21 protein-coding genes are annotated in these 17,463 nt (G+C 66.5%); 14 read left to right on the top strand and 7 right to left on the bottom strand.

Going from position 1 to position 17,463, the window contains the following annotated elements; all coding sequences use genetic code 11:
- The 4 genes from MBELCI_RS05895 to moaA are packed head-to-tail and all read right to left on the bottom strand — an operon-like array spanning position 1 to position 3,909.
- Positions 1 to 615 carry a glycosyltransferase family 29 protein gene (locus tag MBELCI_RS05895; protein WP_021693247.1) on the bottom strand — a complete coding sequence of 205 codons (615 nt, stop codon included), beginning with the start codon at positions 613 to 615 and terminating at the stop codon, positions 1 to 3.
- Complete coding sequence (locus MBELCI_RS05900) at positions 612 to 1,601, bottom strand: polysaccharide pyruvyl transferase family protein (RefSeq protein ID WP_021693248.1); 990 nt, start codon at positions 1,599 to 1,601, stop codon at positions 612 to 614. The genes MBELCI_RS05895 and MBELCI_RS05900 overlap by 4 nt, the downstream gene beginning before the upstream one ends.
- A complete protein-coding gene (locus tag MBELCI_RS05905; RefSeq protein WP_021693249.1) occupies positions 1,598 to 2,884 on the bottom strand; it encodes a 3-deoxy-D-manno-octulosonic acid transferase in 1,287 nt (428 codons plus the stop codon). The genes MBELCI_RS05900 and MBELCI_RS05905 overlap by 4 nt, the downstream gene beginning before the upstream one ends.
- On the bottom strand, positions 2,881 to 3,909 hold the full coding sequence (gene moaA, locus MBELCI_RS05910) for a GTP 3',8-cyclase MoaA (RefSeq protein WP_021693250.1): 1,029 nt from the start codon (positions 3,907 to 3,909) through the stop codon (positions 2,881 to 2,883). Before moaA ends, MBELCI_RS05905 begins: the two co-directional genes overlap by 4 nt.
- A 115-nt stretch (positions 3,910 to 4,024) precedes the next feature.
- On the opposite strand from moaA, the gene MBELCI_RS05915 reads away from it, so the two are divergent.
- The gene (locus MBELCI_RS05915) at positions 4,025 to 4,501 is read left to right on the top strand and encodes a hypothetical protein (RefSeq protein WP_021693251.1); all 477 of its coding nucleotides are present in this window, start codon (positions 4,025 to 4,027) and stop codon (positions 4,499 to 4,501) included.
- Positions 4,502 to 4,563: 62 nt separating this feature from the next.
- On the opposite strand, the gene glmS is transcribed toward MBELCI_RS05915, so the two are convergent.
- Complete coding sequence (gene glmS / locus MBELCI_RS05920) at positions 4,564 to 6,384, bottom strand: glutamine--fructose-6-phosphate transaminase (isomerizing) (protein ID WP_021693252.1); 1,821 nt, start codon at positions 6,382 to 6,384, stop codon at positions 4,564 to 4,566.
- Between the two features lies 1 nt (position 6,385).
- Positions 6,386 to 7,738, bottom strand: coding sequence for a bifunctional UDP-N-acetylglucosamine diphosphorylase/glucosamine-1-phosphate N-acetyltransferase GlmU (gene glmU / locus MBELCI_RS05925; RefSeq protein ID WP_021693253.1), 1,353 nt, complete (start codon positions 7,736 to 7,738; stop codon positions 6,386 to 6,388).
- A 114-nt stretch (positions 7,739 to 7,852) separates the two neighbouring features.
- On the opposite strand from glmU, the gene MBELCI_RS05930 reads away from it, so the two are divergent.
- Positions 7,853 to 8,512: an HAD-IA family hydrolase gene (locus tag MBELCI_RS05930; RefSeq protein WP_021693254.1), complete on the top strand. Its 660-nt coding sequence runs from the start codon at positions 7,853 to 7,855 to the stop codon at positions 8,510 to 8,512.
- Positions 8,513 to 8,633: 121 nt separating this feature from the next.
- On the opposite strand, the gene MBELCI_RS05935 is transcribed toward MBELCI_RS05930, so the two are convergent.
- Entirely contained in the window at positions 8,634 to 9,125 is a 492-nt protein-coding gene (locus tag MBELCI_RS05935) for a CreA family protein (protein ID WP_045319772.1), read from the bottom strand.
- Between the two features lie 94 nt (positions 9,126 to 9,219).
- Between MBELCI_RS05935 and MBELCI_RS05940 the strand changes: the two genes are divergently transcribed.
- The 12 genes from MBELCI_RS05940 to MBELCI_RS05995 all read left to right on the top strand — a co-directional run bounded on the left by MBELCI_RS05940 (position 9,220) and on the right by MBELCI_RS05995 (position 17,356).
- The gene (locus MBELCI_RS05940) at positions 9,220 to 9,633 is read left to right on the top strand and encodes a DUF1622 domain-containing protein (protein ID WP_045319778.1); all 414 of its coding nucleotides are present in this window, start codon (positions 9,220 to 9,222) and stop codon (positions 9,631 to 9,633) included.
- 113 nt (positions 9,634 to 9,746) lie between these two features.
- A complete protein-coding gene (locus MBELCI_RS05945) occupies positions 9,747 to 10,112 on the top strand; it encodes an NADH-quinone oxidoreductase subunit A (RefSeq protein ID WP_017927374.1) in 366 nt (121 codons plus the stop codon).
- Entirely contained in the window at positions 10,112 to 10,636 is a 525-nt protein-coding gene (locus MBELCI_RS05950; RefSeq protein ID WP_045319773.1) for a NuoB/complex I 20 kDa subunit family protein, read from the top strand. The genes MBELCI_RS05945 and MBELCI_RS05950 overlap by 1 nt, the downstream gene beginning before the upstream one ends.
- Positions 10,637 to 10,691: 55 nt before the next feature.
- Positions 10,692 to 11,309, top strand: a complete 618-nt coding sequence (locus MBELCI_RS05955; RefSeq protein WP_021693258.1) for an NADH-quinone oxidoreductase subunit C — start codon at positions 10,692 to 10,694, stop codon at positions 11,307 to 11,309.
- Positions 11,310 to 11,312: 3 nt separating this feature from the next.
- Positions 11,313 to 12,539, top strand: coding sequence for an NADH-quinone oxidoreductase subunit D (locus MBELCI_RS05960; protein ID WP_021693259.1), 1,227 nt, complete (start codon positions 11,313 to 11,315; stop codon positions 12,537 to 12,539).
- Between the two features lie 82 nt (positions 12,540 to 12,621).
- On the top strand, positions 12,622 to 12,951 hold the full coding sequence (locus tag MBELCI_RS05965; protein ID WP_235047575.1) for a hypothetical protein: 330 nt from the start codon (positions 12,622 to 12,624) through the stop codon (positions 12,949 to 12,951).
- A gap of 73 nt (positions 12,952 to 13,024) precedes the next feature.
- The gene (gene nuoE, locus MBELCI_RS05970; RefSeq protein ID WP_021693261.1) at positions 13,025 to 14,083 is read left to right on the top strand and encodes an NADH-quinone oxidoreductase subunit NuoE; all 1,059 of its coding nucleotides are present in this window, start codon (positions 13,025 to 13,027) and stop codon (positions 14,081 to 14,083) included.
- Between the two features lie 133 nt (positions 14,084 to 14,216).
- Positions 14,217 to 15,011, top strand: coding sequence for a helix-hairpin-helix domain-containing protein (locus MBELCI_RS19175; RefSeq protein WP_021693262.1), 795 nt, complete (start codon positions 14,217 to 14,219; stop codon positions 15,009 to 15,011).
- Positions 15,008 to 15,211 carry a DUF5337 domain-containing protein gene (locus MBELCI_RS05980; RefSeq protein WP_021693263.1) on the top strand — a complete coding sequence of 68 codons (204 nt, stop codon included), beginning with the start codon at positions 15,008 to 15,010 and terminating at the stop codon, positions 15,209 to 15,211. The genes MBELCI_RS19175 and MBELCI_RS05980 overlap by 4 nt, the downstream gene beginning before the upstream one ends.
- Before the next feature lie 4 nt (positions 15,212 to 15,215).
- Positions 15,216 to 16,505 carry an NADH-quinone oxidoreductase subunit NuoF gene (gene nuoF / locus MBELCI_RS05985; protein ID WP_021693264.1) on the top strand — a complete coding sequence of 430 codons (1,290 nt, stop codon included), beginning with the start codon at positions 15,216 to 15,218 and terminating at the stop codon, positions 16,503 to 16,505.
- Positions 16,506 to 16,531: 26 nt separating this feature from the next.
- A complete protein-coding gene (locus tag MBELCI_RS05990) occupies positions 16,532 to 16,801 on the top strand; it encodes a putative antibiotic biosynthesis monooxygenase (protein WP_131505509.1) in 270 nt (89 codons plus the stop codon).
- 144 nt (positions 16,802 to 16,945) lie between these two features.
- Entirely contained in the window at positions 16,946 to 17,356 is a 411-nt protein-coding gene (locus tag MBELCI_RS05995) for a DUF5333 domain-containing protein (RefSeq protein ID WP_021693266.1), read from the top strand.
- Positions 17,357 to 17,463 lie beyond the last annotated feature (107 nt).

A 17,463-nucleotide genomic window follows, 5' to 3' on the forward strand; every position in this document is an offset into this window, starting at 1 on the left:
TCAGGCCAGTGAAAAGCGCGGGTCGGTGGCCATAAGTCCTGCGACCCGGTCGTGCTCTGCTGCAAAGTCATGCGGCACATCAGTGGCGGCGCGACCACCCGACAGCGATTTCGACGCAAAGAAATCGAATCCGTAGAGCCTTGCCGAAGCGAGATCCGAGCGCGTGAGCAGATCGATAGCGAGCATGCCCGTGGTGGGGCGTGCCCCCAGTTCTCGACGCAGGATTGCCGCACGGGCCGCAGGTAGCAGCGCGAAGCCCGGGATGCAGGCCACCCGCCATGGCAGGCGCTTTCGCTTGGGTGTCATCCACAAGAGCAGTTCGGGCGCCAGAGCCGAAATCACGGGGGCGGGAACCGCGATCGACATGGCAAGCCAATCGGTGCGGCGTCCGTGCGAGACCGGGCTCGGCATTGGTGCGGCGTTGAGCCTTATGACGATCTCGGCGGCGTCGATCTCTGCGCCCTGCGTCTTGTCTGTCAGCGAGCGCGCATTGCCGACCAAAGCCACATGGCGTCCCGCGAGCCGCGACAAGAGGTCCGGTTCAGGCAGACCAAGCTGTGACAATCGAGCTTCGTCGCCGCGCCGCTTAGCGATCTCGAAGGCGATCCTGTTCATGGCTCCCTCCGGGCAAGTGCCGCGATATCTGCGAACAGCGCCTCGGCTTGGCGCTGAGCCCGCTCTCGGAAGCTTCGGATCGCATCCAGTTCTCCGGTACTGAACGGGGCCGCTTCGGGAGGGTGGGCCAGTGCCTCGGCTCCGAGCAGCCGCGCCTGACCAAGCCCGGCATCCGCCAGCAGCCGTTCGATCTTCGACGCGTTGGAGCCCAGCGCCAGAAACGGCGTCTCGGTCAGCATCGACAGGCACACCGCATGGAACCGTCCCGTGAGATGCAGGTCGGCGCGAGCGATCCGGTCGAGATAGGCGGCCTCGTCGCCGGGCATGTCCAGTGGCGGCAGTCCAAGCCCGCCGAACCAAGCCGCCGCCAGCGCGGCACGGGTCGGGGCGAACCGCCAGAGCCGACTGCTCAGCGTCTTGGTCGGCACCAGCCTTGCGTCGCGATACCGTCGCGCGGCGCGGCCCAGCACCCGGCGCGGGCCGGGCTTCACGCTGTCGCCGATGATGACGCCCCGGCGCGGACCGGGCGTGATCTCGGCAGGGGCGGAGAGCGACAGGTCGGGTAGCCAGCGTACCTCAGCCCTCGTGGCATGAGCCATGTCCTCGGCGCTGACGCTGTCTCGTGCGGCGATCAGGTCGAATCTGGCCAGAGGCTTCGACCAGTCTTCCGGGTTGTCCTGCCAGAGCGCGTTGACGAGCGCGAGCGGTGTGTCTGCGCGCGCCGCATGCTGCGCCACGGCAAGGAGCCGCGCCCCCGCCGGGCGGCCATGATGCAGCGTGCCTTCGCCATTGACGACAATGACGTCCGCGGCGCGCATAGCGCTCAGGAGCCCGTCATCCCCGGCCCAGTCGTGCCGCGCCGGGCTGCGGGCGGTGATGGTGAGCCCGTGACGTTCCAATCCCGCCACCAGCAGCCGCATCACCCGCGAACAGCCATGATGGTAACGCGAAGAGGTGTCGTTGAGGATCACGGCGCGCAGGGTCATGGCGCTATCTCGGGTATCGCGCGTTCAGGCGCAAGCCTCGCTCCGATCAGCCCGCGCAACGCGGCCAGCGTGCGGGGTCGGGCCTGTCCGCGATCCGCCATGACCTGCGCCGCCGCCGCACCCATCAGCGCAAGTTCTTCCGAGTCGATCAGGTCGCCCACCGCCGCGCCGAGCGACGATGCCTCCGGCACCGCGCGCGCGGCCCCTGCCGCGTCGAGCGTGGCGTGGGCCTGCGCGGCGTTGGACACGCGCGGGCCGTGCAACAGTGCCACGCCCAGCACGGCTGCCTCCCAAGGGTTGTGACCGCCCTGCGGACCAAGGGAGCCCCCCAAGAACACCAGCGGCACCAGACGATAGACCAGCCCGGTTTCGCCAAGTCGGTCGACGAGCCAGACCTCGGCCTGACCGGGCGTGCCGCCTCGGGCGAATGTCAGCCCCGCCTCTGCCAAGGACTTCGCCACCGCCTCGGCCCGATCGGGGTGGCGCGGCGCGAGGATCAGCCGCAGCCCGGGATGCCGCACCCTCGCCGCCAGGTGCGCCGCGATTACCGCGGCCTCGTCCTCGGCATGGGTCGATACGGCGGCCCAGAGCGGCGCGCCCTCGAACTCGGAGCGCAGATCCGCAAGGCGCTGCGGGTCGGCGGGGAGGGGGGCTGCGGCGGATTTCAGATCGCCGGGGACGAGCACGCGGTCGGCGAGCACGCCGAGGCTCGTGATCTCGGACCGCACCGCGTCGGTCTGCGCCGTCACAAGGTCGAAGCGCGACAACAGCGCCGCGCTGAGCCTGGGGGCACGGCTGCGCGAGCGCGAGGGGCGGGCGTTGAGCAATGCGAGCGGGACATGGCGCCTTGAGGCTTCGGCCAGAAGGCGGGGCCAGAGATCACCCTCGACGAAACAGGCCAGATCGGGACGCCAGTGATCGAGGAAGCGCCGCACCGCGCGGGCCGTATCGAGCGGCTGGTATTGATGGAGCGCCCCCTCGATCTGTCGCGCCCGCGATCCGCCCGTGGTCGTGGTGGTGGTGACAAGAACGCGATGCCCTTCGGTCATCAGGTCACGCGCCAGATCCGCGATCGAGGCCACTTCGCCGACCGACGCCGCGTTGATCCAGACAAGAGTGCCTTCGGGCCGCTCGATCATGGCGCGACCCAAACGTTCGCCAAGGCGGGCGGGGACAGAGTTCTGAGCGCGATGCACACGGCGTGCGAGGGTGATTTCGGCGATGCGGGGCAGCGCCCGAGATCCGCAGAGCCAGAGCCGGAGCGCCCAAGGGGCGTCGCTCATCCCCCGGTGTGGCTCATGTGACGGCTGACCCGGCCCGAGACCTCCTGCCGGTCATAATCGAAATCATGCCCCTTGGGCTTGAGCGCGATCGCGGCGCGGATTGCGCGCTCCAGCCCCGCGTCGCCTTCGCTGGCGCGCAGTGGCCCACGCAGGTCCGAATGACCCTCCTGCCCGAGACAGGTGTAGATCTCGCCGGTGCAGGTGACACGCACCCGGTTACAGCTTTCGCAGAAATTATGGCTCATCGGGGTGATGAAGCCCACGCGCTGGCGTGTCTCGCCAAGCATGACATAGCGCGCGGGGCCACCGGTGCGGTCTGGCAGATCGTGCAGTGAATAGCGCTCGCCCAGCACGTCGCGCAACTCGCGCAGGTTCCAGTACTGGCCGATTCGGTCCTCGTTGCCGATGTCGCCCATCGGCATGACCTCGATGAACGTCAGGTCCATGTCGCGCGCGGCGCAGAACTCGGTCAGGGTAAACAGCTCGTCCTCGTTGAAGCCCTTGAGCGCCACCGTGTTGATCTTGACCTTGAGCCCGGCGGCCAGCGCCGCGTCGATGCCATCAAGCACCTGCGGCAGGCGGCCCCAGCGGGTGACGCGGGCGAACTTGTCCTCGTCGAGCGTGTCGAGCGAGACGTTGATCCGACGCACTCCTGCCGCGAAAAGCTCCTCGGCATACTTGCCGAGTTGGCTGCCATTGGTGGTCAGCGTCAGCTCCTTGAGCGCGCCGCTCTCGAGATGCCGCGTCATGGCCCGGAAAAATTCCATGATGTTGCGCCGCACCAAGGGCTCGCCCCCGGTGATGCGCAGTTTTTCGACGCCAAGTCGGATGAAGGCCGAGCAGAGCCGGTCCAACTCCTCGAGCGTCAGCAGCTCCTTCTTGGGGAGGAACTGCATCTTTTCCGACATGCAGTAGACGCAGCGAAAGTCGCAGCGATCCGTGACCGAGACCCGCAGGTAGCGGATCGCCCGTGCAAAGGGGTCGATCAGAGGGGCTGCGGGGGGCGGAACGGGTGCGATTGTCATGGCCGCAAGGTAGGTGCGAGGGGGGGCGTTGGCAAGCAAACTGCAGGTGATCGCGCTTGTGCGCGCCCTTGTCCGGACGGAAGGTGCCGCTATCCTTGCGAGCATGAAACGCCTCATGCTCCCCTCCGCCCTTACCGCGCTCGGCCTTCTGGCCGCCTGCGCCGAGCTGCAACCCGCCAGTGCTCCGGTCGAAGCACCGGCTGCCGCCGCGCCGACGCCCGCCCCGCAGCCGGTGGCGCAGCCCGCACCGCCGCCGCCCTCGGGTGCGGCCAGCGCCGAGGCGCTCGACACCACCACGCCCGAACAGCGCGCCGCCGCCACCGCGGCACCCGAACCCGTGGGCGAGCAAAGGCTCGGCACGACCGTCGCATCGCTGGGCTCTCCCGCCGATCCGGGGCTGTGGATCGAGACGCCGCTGGTGAGCAGCGTGGCCCAAGGCCGGGTCGAGGCCACGAACGGCAAATCGGTGAAGCTGGAACTGCGGCCCTCGGGCGGGGCGTCCGGGTCCGGCAGCGAGATCAGCCTGCCCGCGATGCGCCTTCTCGAAGTGCCGTTGACCGATCTGCCGGAGCTGACGGTCTATCGCGGCTAAGAGGGCGGCGTCGGAGTCTCGCAACTTGCAGAAAAAGGGGGCCTTGCGCCCCCTTTTTCATGTCACTCGACGGTGACGGATTTGGCGAGGTTACGGGGCTGGTCGACATCGGTGCCCTTGGCCACCGCCGTATGATAGGCGAGCAGTTGCGCGGGGACTGCGTAGAGGATCGGCGCCCAGAGCGGGTCGATCTCGGGCAGGGTGATCACTTCCCATGCCCCTTCTCCAGCGATCCGCGCGCCCTTGCTGTCGGTGATCAGCAGAACCTTTCCACCACGCGCCATCACTTCCTGCATGTTCGACACGGTCTTGTCGAACAGCTCGTCATGCGGCGCCATGACGATCACTGGCACATGCTCGTCCACCAGTGCGATGGGGCCATGCTTGAGCTCGCCTGAGGCATAAGCTTCGGCGTGGATGTAACTGATTTCCTTGAGCTTCAGCGCTCCTTCAAGGGCAAGGGGATACATCCGCCCCCGGCCCAGAAATAGGATGTCGCGTGCCTCCGCGAGACCGCGCGCGACGCGCTGGCATTCGGCCTCGATGGTGAGGCCCTGATGGATCAGGCCGGGCAGCTCGCGCAGGCCCCGCACATGGGCGGCCAGGGTCGCGTCATCGAGCGTGCCGCGCTGCCGTGCCGCCTCGAGCGCCAGCGCGCCGAGCACCAGCAGCTGGCAGGTGAAGGCCTTGGTCGAAGCCACGCCGATCTCGGCGCCGGCGAGGATCGGCAGCGCGAGATCGCTGTCACGCGCGATCGAGCTTTCGGTAACGTTCACCACCGACAGGATGCTGGAGGCCTTGCCCTTGGCATAGCGCAGCGCCGCCAACGTGTCGGCGGTTTCGCCCGACTGGCTGACGAAAAGCGCCGCCGTGCGCGCCGGGACCGGGGGCTCGCGGTAGCGATACTCCGAGGCAACGTCGATCTCGACGGGCAGGCGCGCGACCTGTTCGAACCAGTATTTCGCGACATTGCAGGCGTAGAAGGCCGTGCCGCAGGCCACTAGCGTCAGCCGGTCGATGGCAGTGAAATCGATGCCAGGCTCCGGCAGGGTGATCGCGTCCTCTGGCGTCAGGTAGTGCTTCAGCGCCTCGGCCAGCACACGCGGCTGCTCGGCGATCTCCTTGGCCATGAAGTGCTTGTGTCCGGCCTTATCGACCTGCGCGGCCGCCTGCGCGATGCGCTTTTCGGCGCGCGACACCTCGCGGCCCTCGGCGTCGAAGATCATAATGCCGGCGCGGGTCACCTCGGCGCGGTCACCCTCGTCAAGATAGGTGATCCGGTCGGTCAGGTTGCCAAGCGCGATCGCGTCCGAGCCGACGAACATCTCGCCCTCGCCATGGCCGATGGCCAGCGGGCTGCCCTTGCGCGCCGCGATGAGCAGGTCGGGCTCTTTCTCGAACAGGAAGCACAGCGCATAGGCGCCTTCCAGCCGCGCGATCGTGGCGGCGGCCGCCTCGCGCGGCGGCATGCCGCGATCGAGATGCAGTTGGCAGATCAGCGCCACGGTCTCGGTGTCGGTGTCGGTGCGGGTGCCGATGCCTTCGGCGGCCAACTCCGTGCGCAGCTCGCGGAAGTTCTCGATGATGCCATTGTGAACCACGGCGACGCGCGCGCCGGCATGGGGATGGGCGTTGGCCTCGGTCGGCGCACCATGGGTGGCCCAGCGGGTGTGGCCGATGCCCGAAAGACCGCGCAGCGGCTCATGCACCAGTCGGTCCGAGAGGTTCACCAGCTTGCCCACCGCGCGGCGGCGGTCGAGGCGGCCCTCGCTTACCGTGGCGATGCCAGCGCTGTCATAGCCGCGATATTCGAGCCGTCCCAGCGCTTCGACGAGAAGCGGCGCAGCCTCGTGTGTTCCTAATACGCCTACGATTCCGCACATCTCAGTTGTCCTTAGTCTTGGCGGCCTTGGCGGCGCGCAGCTTGTCGAAGAAACGGGTCGCGAAGCCCGGCTTGTTGGTCTGTTTCGCACGCCCTACGGCCATGTCGCCCGACGGGACGTTATGCGTCACCACCGTGCCGGTTGCGGTCATGGCGTTGTCGCCAAGCGTTACCGGCGCCACCAGCATGGTGTTCGAGCCGATGAAAACATCACGCCCCACGGTGGTGCGATGTTTGAACACGCCGTCGTAATTGCAGGTGATGGTGCCCGCGCCGACATTGGTGCCCGCGCCGATATCGGCATCGCCCAGATATGTCAGGTGGTTGACCTTGGCCCCGGTGCCGATCTGCGCGTTCTTGATCTCGACGAAGTTACCGACATGCACGTCTTCGGCCAGCTCGGCACCGGGGCGAAGCCGGGCGAAGGGGCCGACGGTGGCCCCGCGCGAGACGTGACAGCCCTCCAGATGTGAAAAGGCGCGGATCCTTGCGCCGCTCTCCACCGTCACGCCGGGGCCGAACACCACGTTGGGTTCGATCACCGTGTCGCGGCCCACCACCGTATCGCGGGCGAAGGTCACGGTCTCGGGTGCGAGCAGGGTCACCCCGTCCTCCATCGCCTCGGCGCGAACGCGCCTTTGAAACGCGGCCTCGGCGGCGGCTAGCTCGGCGCGGGTGTTGATGCCGAGCGTTTCGGCCTCGTCGCAGCGCACGACCTCCGCGCTCAGCCCGGCGTCGCGGGCGAGGCCGACGATGTCCGTGAGGTAGTATTCCGCAGAGGCGTTGTCGTTGGTCACGCGGTCCAGAAGGGTGAACAGCGTCTCGCAATCGGCTGCGATCACGCCGGAATTGCATAGGGTGACGCCGCGTGTGGCTTCATCGGCATCCTTGAACTCAACGATCCGCTCAAGGCTGTCGCCCGTTGTCACCAATCGGCCATAGCGGCCCGGATCGGCAGCCTCGAAGCCCAGAACGACGACATCGGCGCGGGCGCGTGCGGCCAGCATCGCCTCGAGCGTGTCGGGCCGGATGAAGGGGGTGTCGCCATAGAGCACGATCGCGTCGCCCGAGAAGCCGTCGAGCGCCGGGCGGGCTTGTTGCACGGCGTGGCTGGTGCCCTCCTGCGTCGCCTGCCGGACCGTGACGATGCCCTCGTCATACGCCGTCGCCGCGCGTTCCACCGCTTCGGCGCCGTGCCCCGCAACGACGATCATACGCTCAGGTTCGAGCGCCATGCCCACCGCCATCGCATGATGCAAAAGCGGCGACTGGCCGATTTCGTGCAGGACCTTCGGCAGGTCCGAATTCATCCGCGTGCCCCGGCCTGCGGCCAGGACGATCAATGCCGTGCCCATTGCTGCCCCTCTTGTTGCTTGATCCGACTTCTACTAGCCGCATCTAGAGGCACAAGCCCGACCGCCCGCTGGCGGCATCACTTCCCGCTTCGCTTCGTTACAGGAGAACTGCCCATGCGCGCCGTGATCTTCGACCTCGACGGTACCTTGGCCGAGACCAGCGGCGATCTAATCGCCGCAGCCAACCGCTGTTTCAGGGATATCGAGCTTGGGGCGCTGCTCGACCCGCAAGAGGACGCGGCCACGGCCATGCATGGTGCGCGCGCCATGCTGCGCCTCGGGCTGAGCCGGGTGGGGGAGGTTGATGAGGCGGAGGTCGATCGGCAATACCCGCGCTTACTTGCCTATTACGAAGAAGAAATCGACCGGCATTCGACGCTGTTCCCCGGTGCGATGAAGGCGATCGCCGAGTTGAAGCGGCTTGGCCATCCGGTGGCCATTTGTACCAACAAGCCCGAGGCGTTGGCCGAAAAGCTGCTTTCGCGTCTCGGCGTGCGGGAGCACTTCGTGTGTCTGATCGGGGCGGACACGCTCAGGATGCGCAAGCCCGATCCCGAATGCCTGCGCGAGACAGTGCGCCGGGCAGGGGGCGATCCGGCCTATTGCGTGTTGGTAGGCGACACCGAGACCGACAGGATCACCGCGCGGGCGGCGGGCGTGCCGTCGATCCTCGTGCGGTTCGGTCCCAACGGACATCGCACGGCCGATCTGCATCCCGAAGCGCTGATCGGCCATTACGACGAACTGGTGGCAGCGGTGCAGGCGTTGGACTGACCGCCCCCCAGCCCGCCCGTGTCGAGCACTCAAACCAATGGGCAAGGTGTGCCACTCAGTCCTGACGGCTGTGCGACTTTTCACTGCAAATACTCTGTGGCCCGCAGAACTCGACGTATCCTTATTCCGCTGCGCCGGTATCGTAGAGTGGAATCGTCGAGAGGGACATCTTGGCCGAGCCTTGCGTCAGTTCGCTGCCATGGGCGAGGTAGATCAGCACTTGGTTCTGCTCATCGTAGATCCGGGTGATCCGGAGCGATTTGAGGATGATCGAACGGCTTTCGCGGAACACGGATTCGCCATCGCGCGAGCGGTCGATGTTGCCCAGGGCGATCGGGCCGGTCTGACGACAATCGATCGAGGCGTTGGACGGGTCCTCGAACCAGTTGCCTTGGCTCAGACGGTCGATCACCGACCGCTCGAAATAGGCGATGTGGCAGGTCACCCCTTCGACTTTGGGGTCGGGAATCGCCTCGACGAGGACGTCGTTGCCGACCCAGTCGACCCCGACCTTGCCGACGACTTCGGCATGCAAGGTGGCAGGTAAGAGGGCGAGAGCGAGCGCGGCAAGGCGGAGGGCAAGGCGGAGGGCAAGGCGGAGGGGATGTGTCATGCGCCGCCAACGCGCTCGTGCCTTGAGGGTTCCCACCGGTTGACCTATGGCCCGGACGGCCCAGATGAAGGCCCCGACGCAACAGGAGGCCATGATGGGATCGATCTGGGAATTCGGGGCGGAAGCCGGCGTTCTGCACGAGCATCTCGGCTGGCTGGTCGGGGGGCTCGAATGGGTCGCGGCGCTGATCGATCTTTTCGCCATCGCGTTGCTTCTGGTCGGGGCTCTGCGCTTCATCGCGGGTGTGGTGCATGCCGAGACGCGCCGCAATGCCAAGGCGCGCGTGCGCGGCACCAATACCGAGCGGATCGAACTGGGGCGCTACATCCTTGCCGGGCTCGAACTCTTCATCGTGTCGGACATCATCCATACGGCCCTCAGCCTCGCATTCGCCGATCTGGTGTTCCTTGGCCTTCTGGTCGTCATCCGCTCGCTGATCTCGTTCTTCCTCGACCGCGAGCTCGAGCAGGTGAAGCATGAGTTGCGCGAGGATCCGGTCGGAGATTGACGCCGTTGCGCGCATCCGACGCATCCCGAGGGCACTGGGCTCGGTTGACCCTTCCCTGACCGGGGTTTATGGATCGCGCAACGACCGACAGCTCCCGCGTGAAAGGACCCGACGTGGAACTGCTTCTTGCGGAATACCTTCCGATCCTGATCTTTCTCGGCCTTGCCATCGCGCTGGGCGCAATCCTGATCCTCGCGGCCGTCGTGCTTGCCGTGCGCAGGCCCGATCCCGAGAAGGTCTCGGCCTATGAATGTGGCTTCAACGCCTTCGACGATGCGCGGATGAAGTTCGACGTCCGGTTCTACCTCGTGTCGATCCTGTTCATCATCTTCGACCTCGAAGTGGCGTTCCTCTTTCCGTGGGCCGTGGCCTTCGGCGAGGTGTCGATGATGGCCTTCTGGTCGATGATGGTGTTCCTCGGCGTGCTGACCATCGGTTTCGCCTACGAATGGAAGAAGGGAGCTCTCGAATGGGAGTGATGACCGGCGCCAACACCGCGGGGGCCGACCGCGAGGTCGCCACGCAGAACCTTAACCGCGAACTGAGCGACAAGGGCTTTCTCGTCACCTCGACCGCGGACATGATCAACTGGGCGCGCACTGGCAGCCTGCACTGGATGACTTTCGGTCTGGCCTGCTGCGCCGTGGAGATGATGCACTCCTCGATGCCGCGCTACGACCTTGAGCGGTTCGGCACCGCGCCGCGCGCCTCTCCGCGCCAGTCCGACCTGATGATCGTCGCCGGCACGCTGACCAACAAGATGGCGCCGGCGCTGCGCAAGGTTTACGACCAGATGCCTGAGCCACGCTACGTGATCTCGATGGGCTCCTGCGCCAATGGCGGTGGCTACTACCACTACAGCTACTCGGTGGTGCGCGGCTGCGACCGGATCGTGCCCGTGGACGTCTATGTCCCGGGCTGCCCGCCGACCGCCGAGGCGCTGCTCTACGGAATCCTGCAGCTCCAGCGCAAGATCCGCCGCACCGGCACGATCGTCCGCTGAGGCCCCGGCGGGCCAGACCGGACCGCCAAGAGACATCTTTTTCGGGGGAATCGCCATGAGCGAGGCACTGAACGACCTGGGCGCGCATCTCGAAGCCAAGCGCCCCGACTGCGTGACCGGCTGGGAGATCGCCTTCGGCGAACTCACCGTCACCGTCACGCCCGAGGCGATCCCCGGCTTCGTCGAGCTTCTCAAGACCGATCCGACCTGCCGTTTCTCGACTTTGATCGACATCACCGCGGTCGACTACCCGGGCCGCGACAAGCGCTTCGACGTGGTCTACCACTTCCTGTCGATGTACCAGAACCACCGCATCCGCATCCGTGCCGAGGTCCGCGAGGACGAGATGGTGCCCTCGATCATTGAGATCCACCCCTCGTCCAACTGGTTCGAACGCGAGGTGTTCGACATGTTCGGCATCATCTTCACCGGACACCCGGACTTGCGCCGTATTCTCACCGATTACGGCTTTCGCGGCTTTCCGCTGCGCAAGGACTTCCCGACCACGGGCTATACCGAGGTGCGCTTCGACGAGGTGCAGAAGCGGGTGGTCTACGAGCCCGTGAAGCTCGTGCAGGAATACCGGCAGTTCGATTTCATGAGCCCCTGGGAAGGGGCGCAATACGTGCTTCCCGGCGACGACAAGGCCGGCGACGCGGGCGCGAAGGGGTAAGTCATGGACGGCTCGACCATCAACGCCAAGGGCTTCGAGGATACGAAGACCGGCGAGCAGAAGATCCGCAACTTCAACATCAACTTCGGACCGCAGCACCCGGCGGCGCACGGCGTGCTGCGTCTCGTGCTCGAGCTCGACGGCGAGATCGTCGAGCGCTGCGATCCGCATATCGGCTTGCTGCATCGTGGCACCGAGAAGCTGATGGAAAGCCGCACCTACCTGCAGAACCTGCCCTATTTCGATCGTCTCGATTACGTGGCGCCGATGAATCAGGAGCATGCCTGGTGCCTCGCTATCGAGCGTCTTACCGGCACCCCGGTGCCGCGCCGCGCTTCGCTGATCCGGGTGCTCTTCTCCGAAATCGGCCGCATCCTGTCGCACCTGCTGAACGTCACCACACAGGCGATGGACGTCGGCGCGCTTACCCCGCCGCTTTGGGGCTTCGAGCAGCGCGAAAAGCTCATGGTGTTCTACGAGCGGGCCTCCGGCGCGCGTCTGCACGCGGCCTATTTCCGGCCCGGCGGCGTGCATCAGGACCTGCCCCCCGAGCTGATCGAGGACATCGACGCCTGGGCCGAGAGCTTCCCGGCCTTTCTCGAGGATATCGACGGGCTGCTGACCGAGAATCGCATCTTCAAGCAGCGCAATGCCGATATCGGCGTGGTGAGCGAGCAGGAAATTCAGGACTGGGGTTTCTCCGGCGTCATGGTGCGCGGCTCGGGCCTTGCCTGGGATCTGCGTCGCGCACAGCCCTACGAATGCTATGACGAGTTCGACTTCCAGATCCCGGTCGGCAAGAACGGCGACTGCTACGACCGCTATCTCGTCCGCATGGCCGAGATGCGCGAAAGCACCAAGATCATCCGTCAGGCCTGCGAGAAGCTGCGCGTCGAAAAGGGCGACGTCCTCGCCCGCGGCAAGGTCACGCCGCCGACGCGATCCGACATGAAGACCTCGATGGAAGCGCTTATCCATCACTTCAAGCTCTACACCGAGGGCTTCCACGTGCCCGCGGGCGAAGTCTATGCCGCCGTCGAGGCGCCCAAGGGCGAGTTCGGCGTCTATCTCGTGGCCGACGGGTCGAACAAACCCTACCGCGCCAAGCTGCGCGCGCCGGGCTATCTGCACCTGCAGGCGATGGACCACGTCGCCTCGGGCCACCAGCTTGCGGACGTGGCGGCGATCATCGGCACGATGGACATCGTGTTTGGTGAGGTCGACCGCTGAGGCGGGCAATACGGACAACAGGCCGGTGCCGCGTGCCCCGGTGACACACAAGGCGGGAACGATCGAGATGACGGCGATGCGGATGACGATGGCTCTTGTGGCGCTCGGCGCGCTCGGGGCCTGCACGGCGGGCGCACAGATCGGCGGCGTCGGCGCGCAGGGGCGGGTCGGCAGCGTCGGGGCGACCTCTGTCGCCGCCCGCGCGCCGCAGGCGGCCCCGGCCGACCGGCTGGTCGCTGCGATCGAGGCGCAGGGCTGCGCGATCACCGCGGACAATGTGGGCCAAGTCCTTCTCAGCGCGAACCTGACCCAGCAGCAGCTTCTGGAGCTGGGGCCACAGCTCACTGCTCAGGGCCGTGCCGAGGTCACCGATGACGGCACCATCCGGGTGCTGACCAACAACTGCATCTGAGGGCCCGCGCCCTTCCTGACATGACACGCGCCGCCCGCAGAATGGGGGGCGCCCAGAACACCGGATCGAGCGAATGCTGCGCAGACTTCACCCCGACCAGCCCGAGAGCTTCGCCTTCACCCCGGCCAACCAGGCTTGGGCCGAGGCGCAGATCACGAAGTACCCCGAGGGGCGTCAGGCCAGCGCGATCATCCCGCTGCTGTGGCGTGCCCAGGAGCAGGAAGGCTGGCTCTCGCGTCCCGCGATCGAGGAGGTCGCGAGAATGCTCGATCTTGCCTATATCCGGGCGCTTGAGGTCGCGACCTTCTACTTCATGTTCCAGTTGCAGCCCGTGGGCTCAGTGGCCCACATCCAGGTCTGCGGCACGCTGTCGTGCATGCTGTGCGGCTCCGAGGACCTGATGAAGGTTTGTCAGGAGAAGATTGCCAAGAAGCCGCACGAGATCTCGGCGGATGGCAAGTTCTCGTGGGAGGAGGTCGAGTGCCTCGGCGCCTGCGCCAACGCGCCGATGGCCCAGATCGGCAAGGACTACTACGAGGATCTGACCACCGAACGGCTGTCCGAGATCATCGACGAGATGGCGGCGGGCCGTGTGCCGACCCCGGGTCCGCAGAACGGCCGCTATGCCGCCGAGCCGATCGACAACCTGACCTCGCTCGCCGACGGCGCGCAGGACCGCGATCCGCACAACGCTGCCGTGGCGCTGGCGGTGAAGATCGGTGACACTATCAAGCGGATCGACGGCACCGAGGTGCCGCTGACCACGCCGTGGCAGCGTCAGGACGATCACGTGGCCGAGGGCAAGGCCGATCCTGATGAGCCCACCCCCGCCAAGGGTCGCAGCGCCGACGCGTCCGGCGTGACCGAGCAGGAGGCCCCGGCCTCGAGTGCGGCCAAGCCCGTCTCGGCCGACTTCCCGGCCGATGAACCGCAGGACGCGACGGTCGGCAACGAGGCCCCCGAAGGTGGCAGGCCGATAGCGCCCGATACCGATGCGGATGACAGCACGGAAGACCGTGTCGGCACCGCCGATCCGGCCGCCCCGGGTGGCGTTTACAACGCTCCCAAGACCCAGAAACCGGGCGGCACCGCCGAAAGCGGCAAGACCCCGAAGAAGCCGACCGACACGTGATGGCGACTGCGGCCTCGACAGGCACGCAAGGGATGCGCGGACCCGCCCGGTCCGCGCATCCGTTTGATTCGGCGGCGATCCGTCCTAATAAGAAGGGCGGGGCGCATTGCTTGGGCTATTCGGAGGACACGGCATGAACGGCATCGGCGGAAATTGTCGGATGATGAGCATCGGCGGCGCGATCGCCGGTGGGGTCGTGTTGTGGATCCTGCTGGCGCTCGGCGACCGCGGCTGGTTCTCCTCGCTGCTGATCGCGGCGCTGCTGGCGGTGGCCTCGGCATTGCTGCTTCTGGCACTGGTCTGCCGCGACGCGGAGGCATCTGACGAGGTCGCCCCCGCATCCCCCGCCAAGAACGGCCGTCCGGAGCAGGGACAGGTCGCGGACATGGATACGGCCACGACGTCCGAAACCGAAGCTGCGTCCGAGACCCCGATGGAGCCTGCTTCCGGCGCTGCTGTGGCCGAGACAGGTGGCCGGGAAACCCAAAGCGAGCCGCCGAACGCCATGGCCGAGACACGCGACGCCGGGAAAGTGAATGACACGGCCGTGCTCGACGCCGATGATGGCAATAGCTCGGAGGGCGATCTCGGCGAAGAGGTCTCGCAAACCGAGGCGCTTGATCGTGAGGCGGCCGAGGACGAGGCCGTGACGCCGGACATGCCGGACGGGGTGGCCGCCGATCTGCGCAGGAAGCCCGAGCTTCTCGACGCGCCGCATGGCGATGCCGACGATCTCAAGCGGCTGCGCGGCGTCGGCCCGAAGCTCGAAGATCAGCTCAATCGGCTTGGCGTCTGGCACCTGTCGCAGATCGCGGCCTGGTCCGAGGGCGAGGCGGCATGGATCGACGATCACCTCGAGGGCTTCAAGGGCCGCGTGCTGCGTGACGACTGGATCGGCCAAGCCAGAGAGCTGAGGGACGGGGCATGAGCGGCGCGGCGGGGCGCAAGGCGGCGCTTGTGCTCGCCGGGACGGGTGTGTTCTGGGTGATCGCGGTGTTTGCCGGCAATGCGCTCGACCTGCCGATGCGCTGGCGTGGATTGTTCGACCTGATGGCCCTTGCCGGGTTCGTCATGGGATTGTGGATGACATATCAAACCTGGCGCGCGCGTCGGGACGACGAAAGGTGAGCCGATGCTCAAGGATCAGGACCGCATTTTCACCAACATCTACGGGATGCACGACCGCACGCTGAAGGGCGCGCAATCCCGTGGCCATTGGGACGGCACCGGCGACATCATCAAGAAGGGGCGCGACTGGATCGTCGAACAGATGAAGGCGTCGGGGCTGCGCGGCCGCGGCGGCGCGGGTTTTCCGACCGGCCTGAAATGGTCCTTCATGCCCAAGGAGAGCGACGGTCGTCCGTCCTATCTCGTGGTCAACGCCGACGAATCCGAACCCGGCACCTGCAAGGACCGCGAGATCATGCGCCATGATCCGCATACCCTGATCGAGGGCTGCCTGATCGCTTCCTTCGCGATGAACGCGCATGCGAGCTACATCTATCTGCGGGGTGAATACATCCGCGAGCGCGAGGCGTTGCAGCAGGCGATCGACGAATGCTATGACGCGGGCCTTCTGGGCCGCAACGCCGCCGGTTCGGGCTGGGATTTCGACCTCTACCTGCATCACGGCGCAGGCGCTTACATCTGCGGCGAGGAAACCGCGCTGCTCGAAAGCCTTGAAGGCAAGAAGGGCATGCCCCGGATGAAGCCGCCCTTTCCGGCAGGCGCGGGGCTCTACGGCTGCCCGACCACGGTGAACAACGTCGAATCCATCGCCGTCGCGCCGACGATCCTGCGTCGGGGGCCGGAATGGTTCGCCGGCTTCGGGCGTCCGAACAACACCGGGACCAAGCTTTTCGCGATCTCGGGCCACGTCAACAAGCCCTGTGTCGTCGAGGAAGAGATGTCGATCTCCTTCAAGGAGCTGATCGACAAGCATTGCGGCGGCATCCGCGGCGGTTGGAAAAACCTCAAGGGGGTAATACCGGGCGGCTCTTCGGTGCCGGTGCTGCGCGCAGAGACCATGGAAGACGCGATCATGGATTTCGACTGGCTGCGCGAGCAGCGCTCTGGCCTTGGCACCGCGGCCGTCATCGTCATGGATCAGTCGACCGACATGGTGAAGGCGATCTGGCGGCTGTCGAAGTTCTACAAGCACGAAAGCTGTGGGCAGTGCACGCCCTGCCGCGAAGGGACCGGCTGGATGATGCGAGTGCTCGAGCGGATGGTGCGCGGTGACGCGGCGATCGAGGAGATCGAGATGCTGCTTGACGTGACCAAGCAGGTCGAGGGTCACACGATCTGTGCGCTCGGCGACGCGGCCGCATGGCCGATCCAGGGCCTGATCCGCAATTTCCGCGACGAGATCGAGGACCGCATCCGCGGTCGCGGCGTTGCGGCGGCGGTCGCGGCTCAGTGAGCGAAGGCGGCCGCATTCGGGGCCGCGTGACCTGGCGCGACCAGGCGCTGAAGAACTTCGGCGTCTGGCTCGCGGTCTATCCGGCGGTCTTGATTTCGAGCTACCTGTTCTCGTGGCTGGCGCCCGGTGTGCCACTCTGGCTGGAGATCCTGATCTCCACCGCCTTTACGGTGCCGCTCATCTCCTATGTCGCCGTGCCATGGGTGGAAAGGCGCCTCGCCCATGCCAAGGGTGAGAGCGCGGCGCAGTTGAAGCGCGAGGAGGCCGAGATGGCCGAGGGTGGGCACGACGCCTGACCGCCGGGCGGCGATCCGCCGCCCCACGCACCCTCTCCACAGCGTGATATTGAATATCGGCCGTTCGAGGCCAAGGTCTTGGCCAGAAGCGCCGGCGGTGGACATGAGCAGCCCTCCGAACCGGCCCGATAGGAGAGACCACTCATGACCAAATCCCATTTCGCCCGCACGGCCGCGCTGATCCTCGGCTTCACCATCGCCGCCGGGGCCACGGCGGCGCTGCCGGCCTTGCGCGATAATGCCAAGATCCGCGACGGGCTGATCTCGACCGCGATCGCCTACGAGATCGGCCGCAAATGCGACAGCCTCGACTCGCGCTGGCTGACCGGCATCGGTTATCTCAACTCGCTACGCAGCCACGCGCTTGAGCTGGGCTATTCGCGCACGCAGATCAGCGCCTTCATCGACGACAAGGCCGAAAAGAAGAAGCTCGAGGCCGAGGCCCGGGCGCTGCTGCGTGAAAAGGGCGGCGTCGAGGGCGAATGGGAAACCTATTGCGAGGTGGGCCGCCGCGAGATGGCCGCAGGCAGCCGGATCGGCACCTTGCTTCAGTAAACCTTGCGGGGCTGCGCGCGCGTGCCGCAGCCCGCAAACGACTGGGGAGGGAAATTTCCCCGATCCGGCACGAGGATGCGTCTGGCATCACCGGGCGAGCCGCGCTA

It is taken from the genome of Limimaricola cinnabarinus LL-001 (genome assembly GCF_000466965.1).
Lineage (GTDB): Bacteria > Pseudomonadota > Alphaproteobacteria > Rhodobacterales > Rhodobacteraceae > Limimaricola > Limimaricola cinnabarinus.

What these genes read in the sequence shown, in the direction of transcription:
- MBELCI_RS05895 (WP_021693247.1), bottom strand. Translation starts at nt 615, where the DNA reads ATGAACAGGATCGCCTTCGAGATCGCTAAGCGGCGCGGCGACGAAGCT.
- MBELCI_RS05900 (WP_021693248.1), bottom strand. Translation starts at nt 1,601, where the DNA reads ATGACCCTGCGCGCCGTGATCCTCAACGACACCTCTTCGCGTTACCAT.
- MBELCI_RS05905 (WP_021693249.1), bottom strand. Translation starts at nt 2,884, where the DNA reads ATGAGCGACGCCCCTTGGGCGCTCCGGCTCTGGCTCTGCGGATCTCGG.
- moaA (WP_021693250.1), bottom strand. Translation starts at nt 3,909, where the DNA reads ATGACAATCGCACCCGTTCCGCCCCCCGCAGCCCCTCTGATCGACCCC.
- MBELCI_RS05915 (WP_021693251.1), top strand. Translation starts at nt 4,025, where the DNA reads ATGCTCCCCTCCGCCCTTACCGCGCTCGGCCTTCTGGCCGCCTGCGCC.
- glmS (WP_021693252.1), bottom strand. Translation starts at nt 6,384, where the DNA reads ATGTGCGGAATCGTAGGCGTATTAGGAACACACGAGGCTGCGCCGCTT.
- glmU (WP_021693253.1), bottom strand. Translation starts at nt 7,738, where the DNA reads ATGGGCACGGCATTGATCGTCCTGGCCGCAGGCCGGGGCACGCGGATG.
- MBELCI_RS05930 (WP_021693254.1), top strand. Translation starts at nt 7,853, where the DNA reads ATGCGCGCCGTGATCTTCGACCTCGACGGTACCTTGGCCGAGACCAGC.
- MBELCI_RS05935 (WP_045319772.1), bottom strand. Translation starts at nt 9,125, where the DNA reads ATGACACATCCCCTCCGCCTTGCCCTCCGCCTTGCCCTCCGCCTTGCC.
- MBELCI_RS05940 (WP_045319778.1), top strand. Translation starts at nt 9,220, where the DNA reads ATGGGATCGATCTGGGAATTCGGGGCGGAAGCCGGCGTTCTGCACGAG.
- MBELCI_RS05950 (WP_045319773.1), top strand. Translation starts at nt 10,112, where the DNA reads ATGACCGGCGCCAACACCGCGGGGGCCGACCGCGAGGTCGCCACGCAG.
- MBELCI_RS05955 (WP_021693258.1), top strand. Translation starts at nt 10,692, where the DNA reads ATGAGCGAGGCACTGAACGACCTGGGCGCGCATCTCGAAGCCAAGCGC.
- MBELCI_RS05960 (WP_021693259.1), top strand. Translation starts at nt 11,313, where the DNA reads ATGGACGGCTCGACCATCAACGCCAAGGGCTTCGAGGATACGAAGACC.
- MBELCI_RS05965 (WP_235047575.1), top strand. Translation starts at nt 12,622, where the DNA reads ATGACGATGGCTCTTGTGGCGCTCGGCGCGCTCGGGGCCTGCACGGCG.
- nuoE (WP_021693261.1), top strand. Translation starts at nt 13,025, where the DNA reads ATGCTGCGCAGACTTCACCCCGACCAGCCCGAGAGCTTCGCCTTCACC.
- MBELCI_RS19175 (WP_021693262.1), top strand. Translation starts at nt 14,217, where the DNA reads ATGAACGGCATCGGCGGAAATTGTCGGATGATGAGCATCGGCGGCGCG.
- MBELCI_RS05980 (WP_021693263.1), top strand. Translation starts at nt 15,008, where the DNA reads ATGAGCGGCGCGGCGGGGCGCAAGGCGGCGCTTGTGCTCGCCGGGACG.
- nuoF (WP_021693264.1), top strand. Translation starts at nt 15,216, where the DNA reads ATGCTCAAGGATCAGGACCGCATTTTCACCAACATCTACGGGATGCAC.
- MBELCI_RS05995 (WP_021693266.1), top strand. Translation starts at nt 16,946, where the DNA reads ATGACCAAATCCCATTTCGCCCGCACGGCCGCGCTGATCCTCGGCTTC.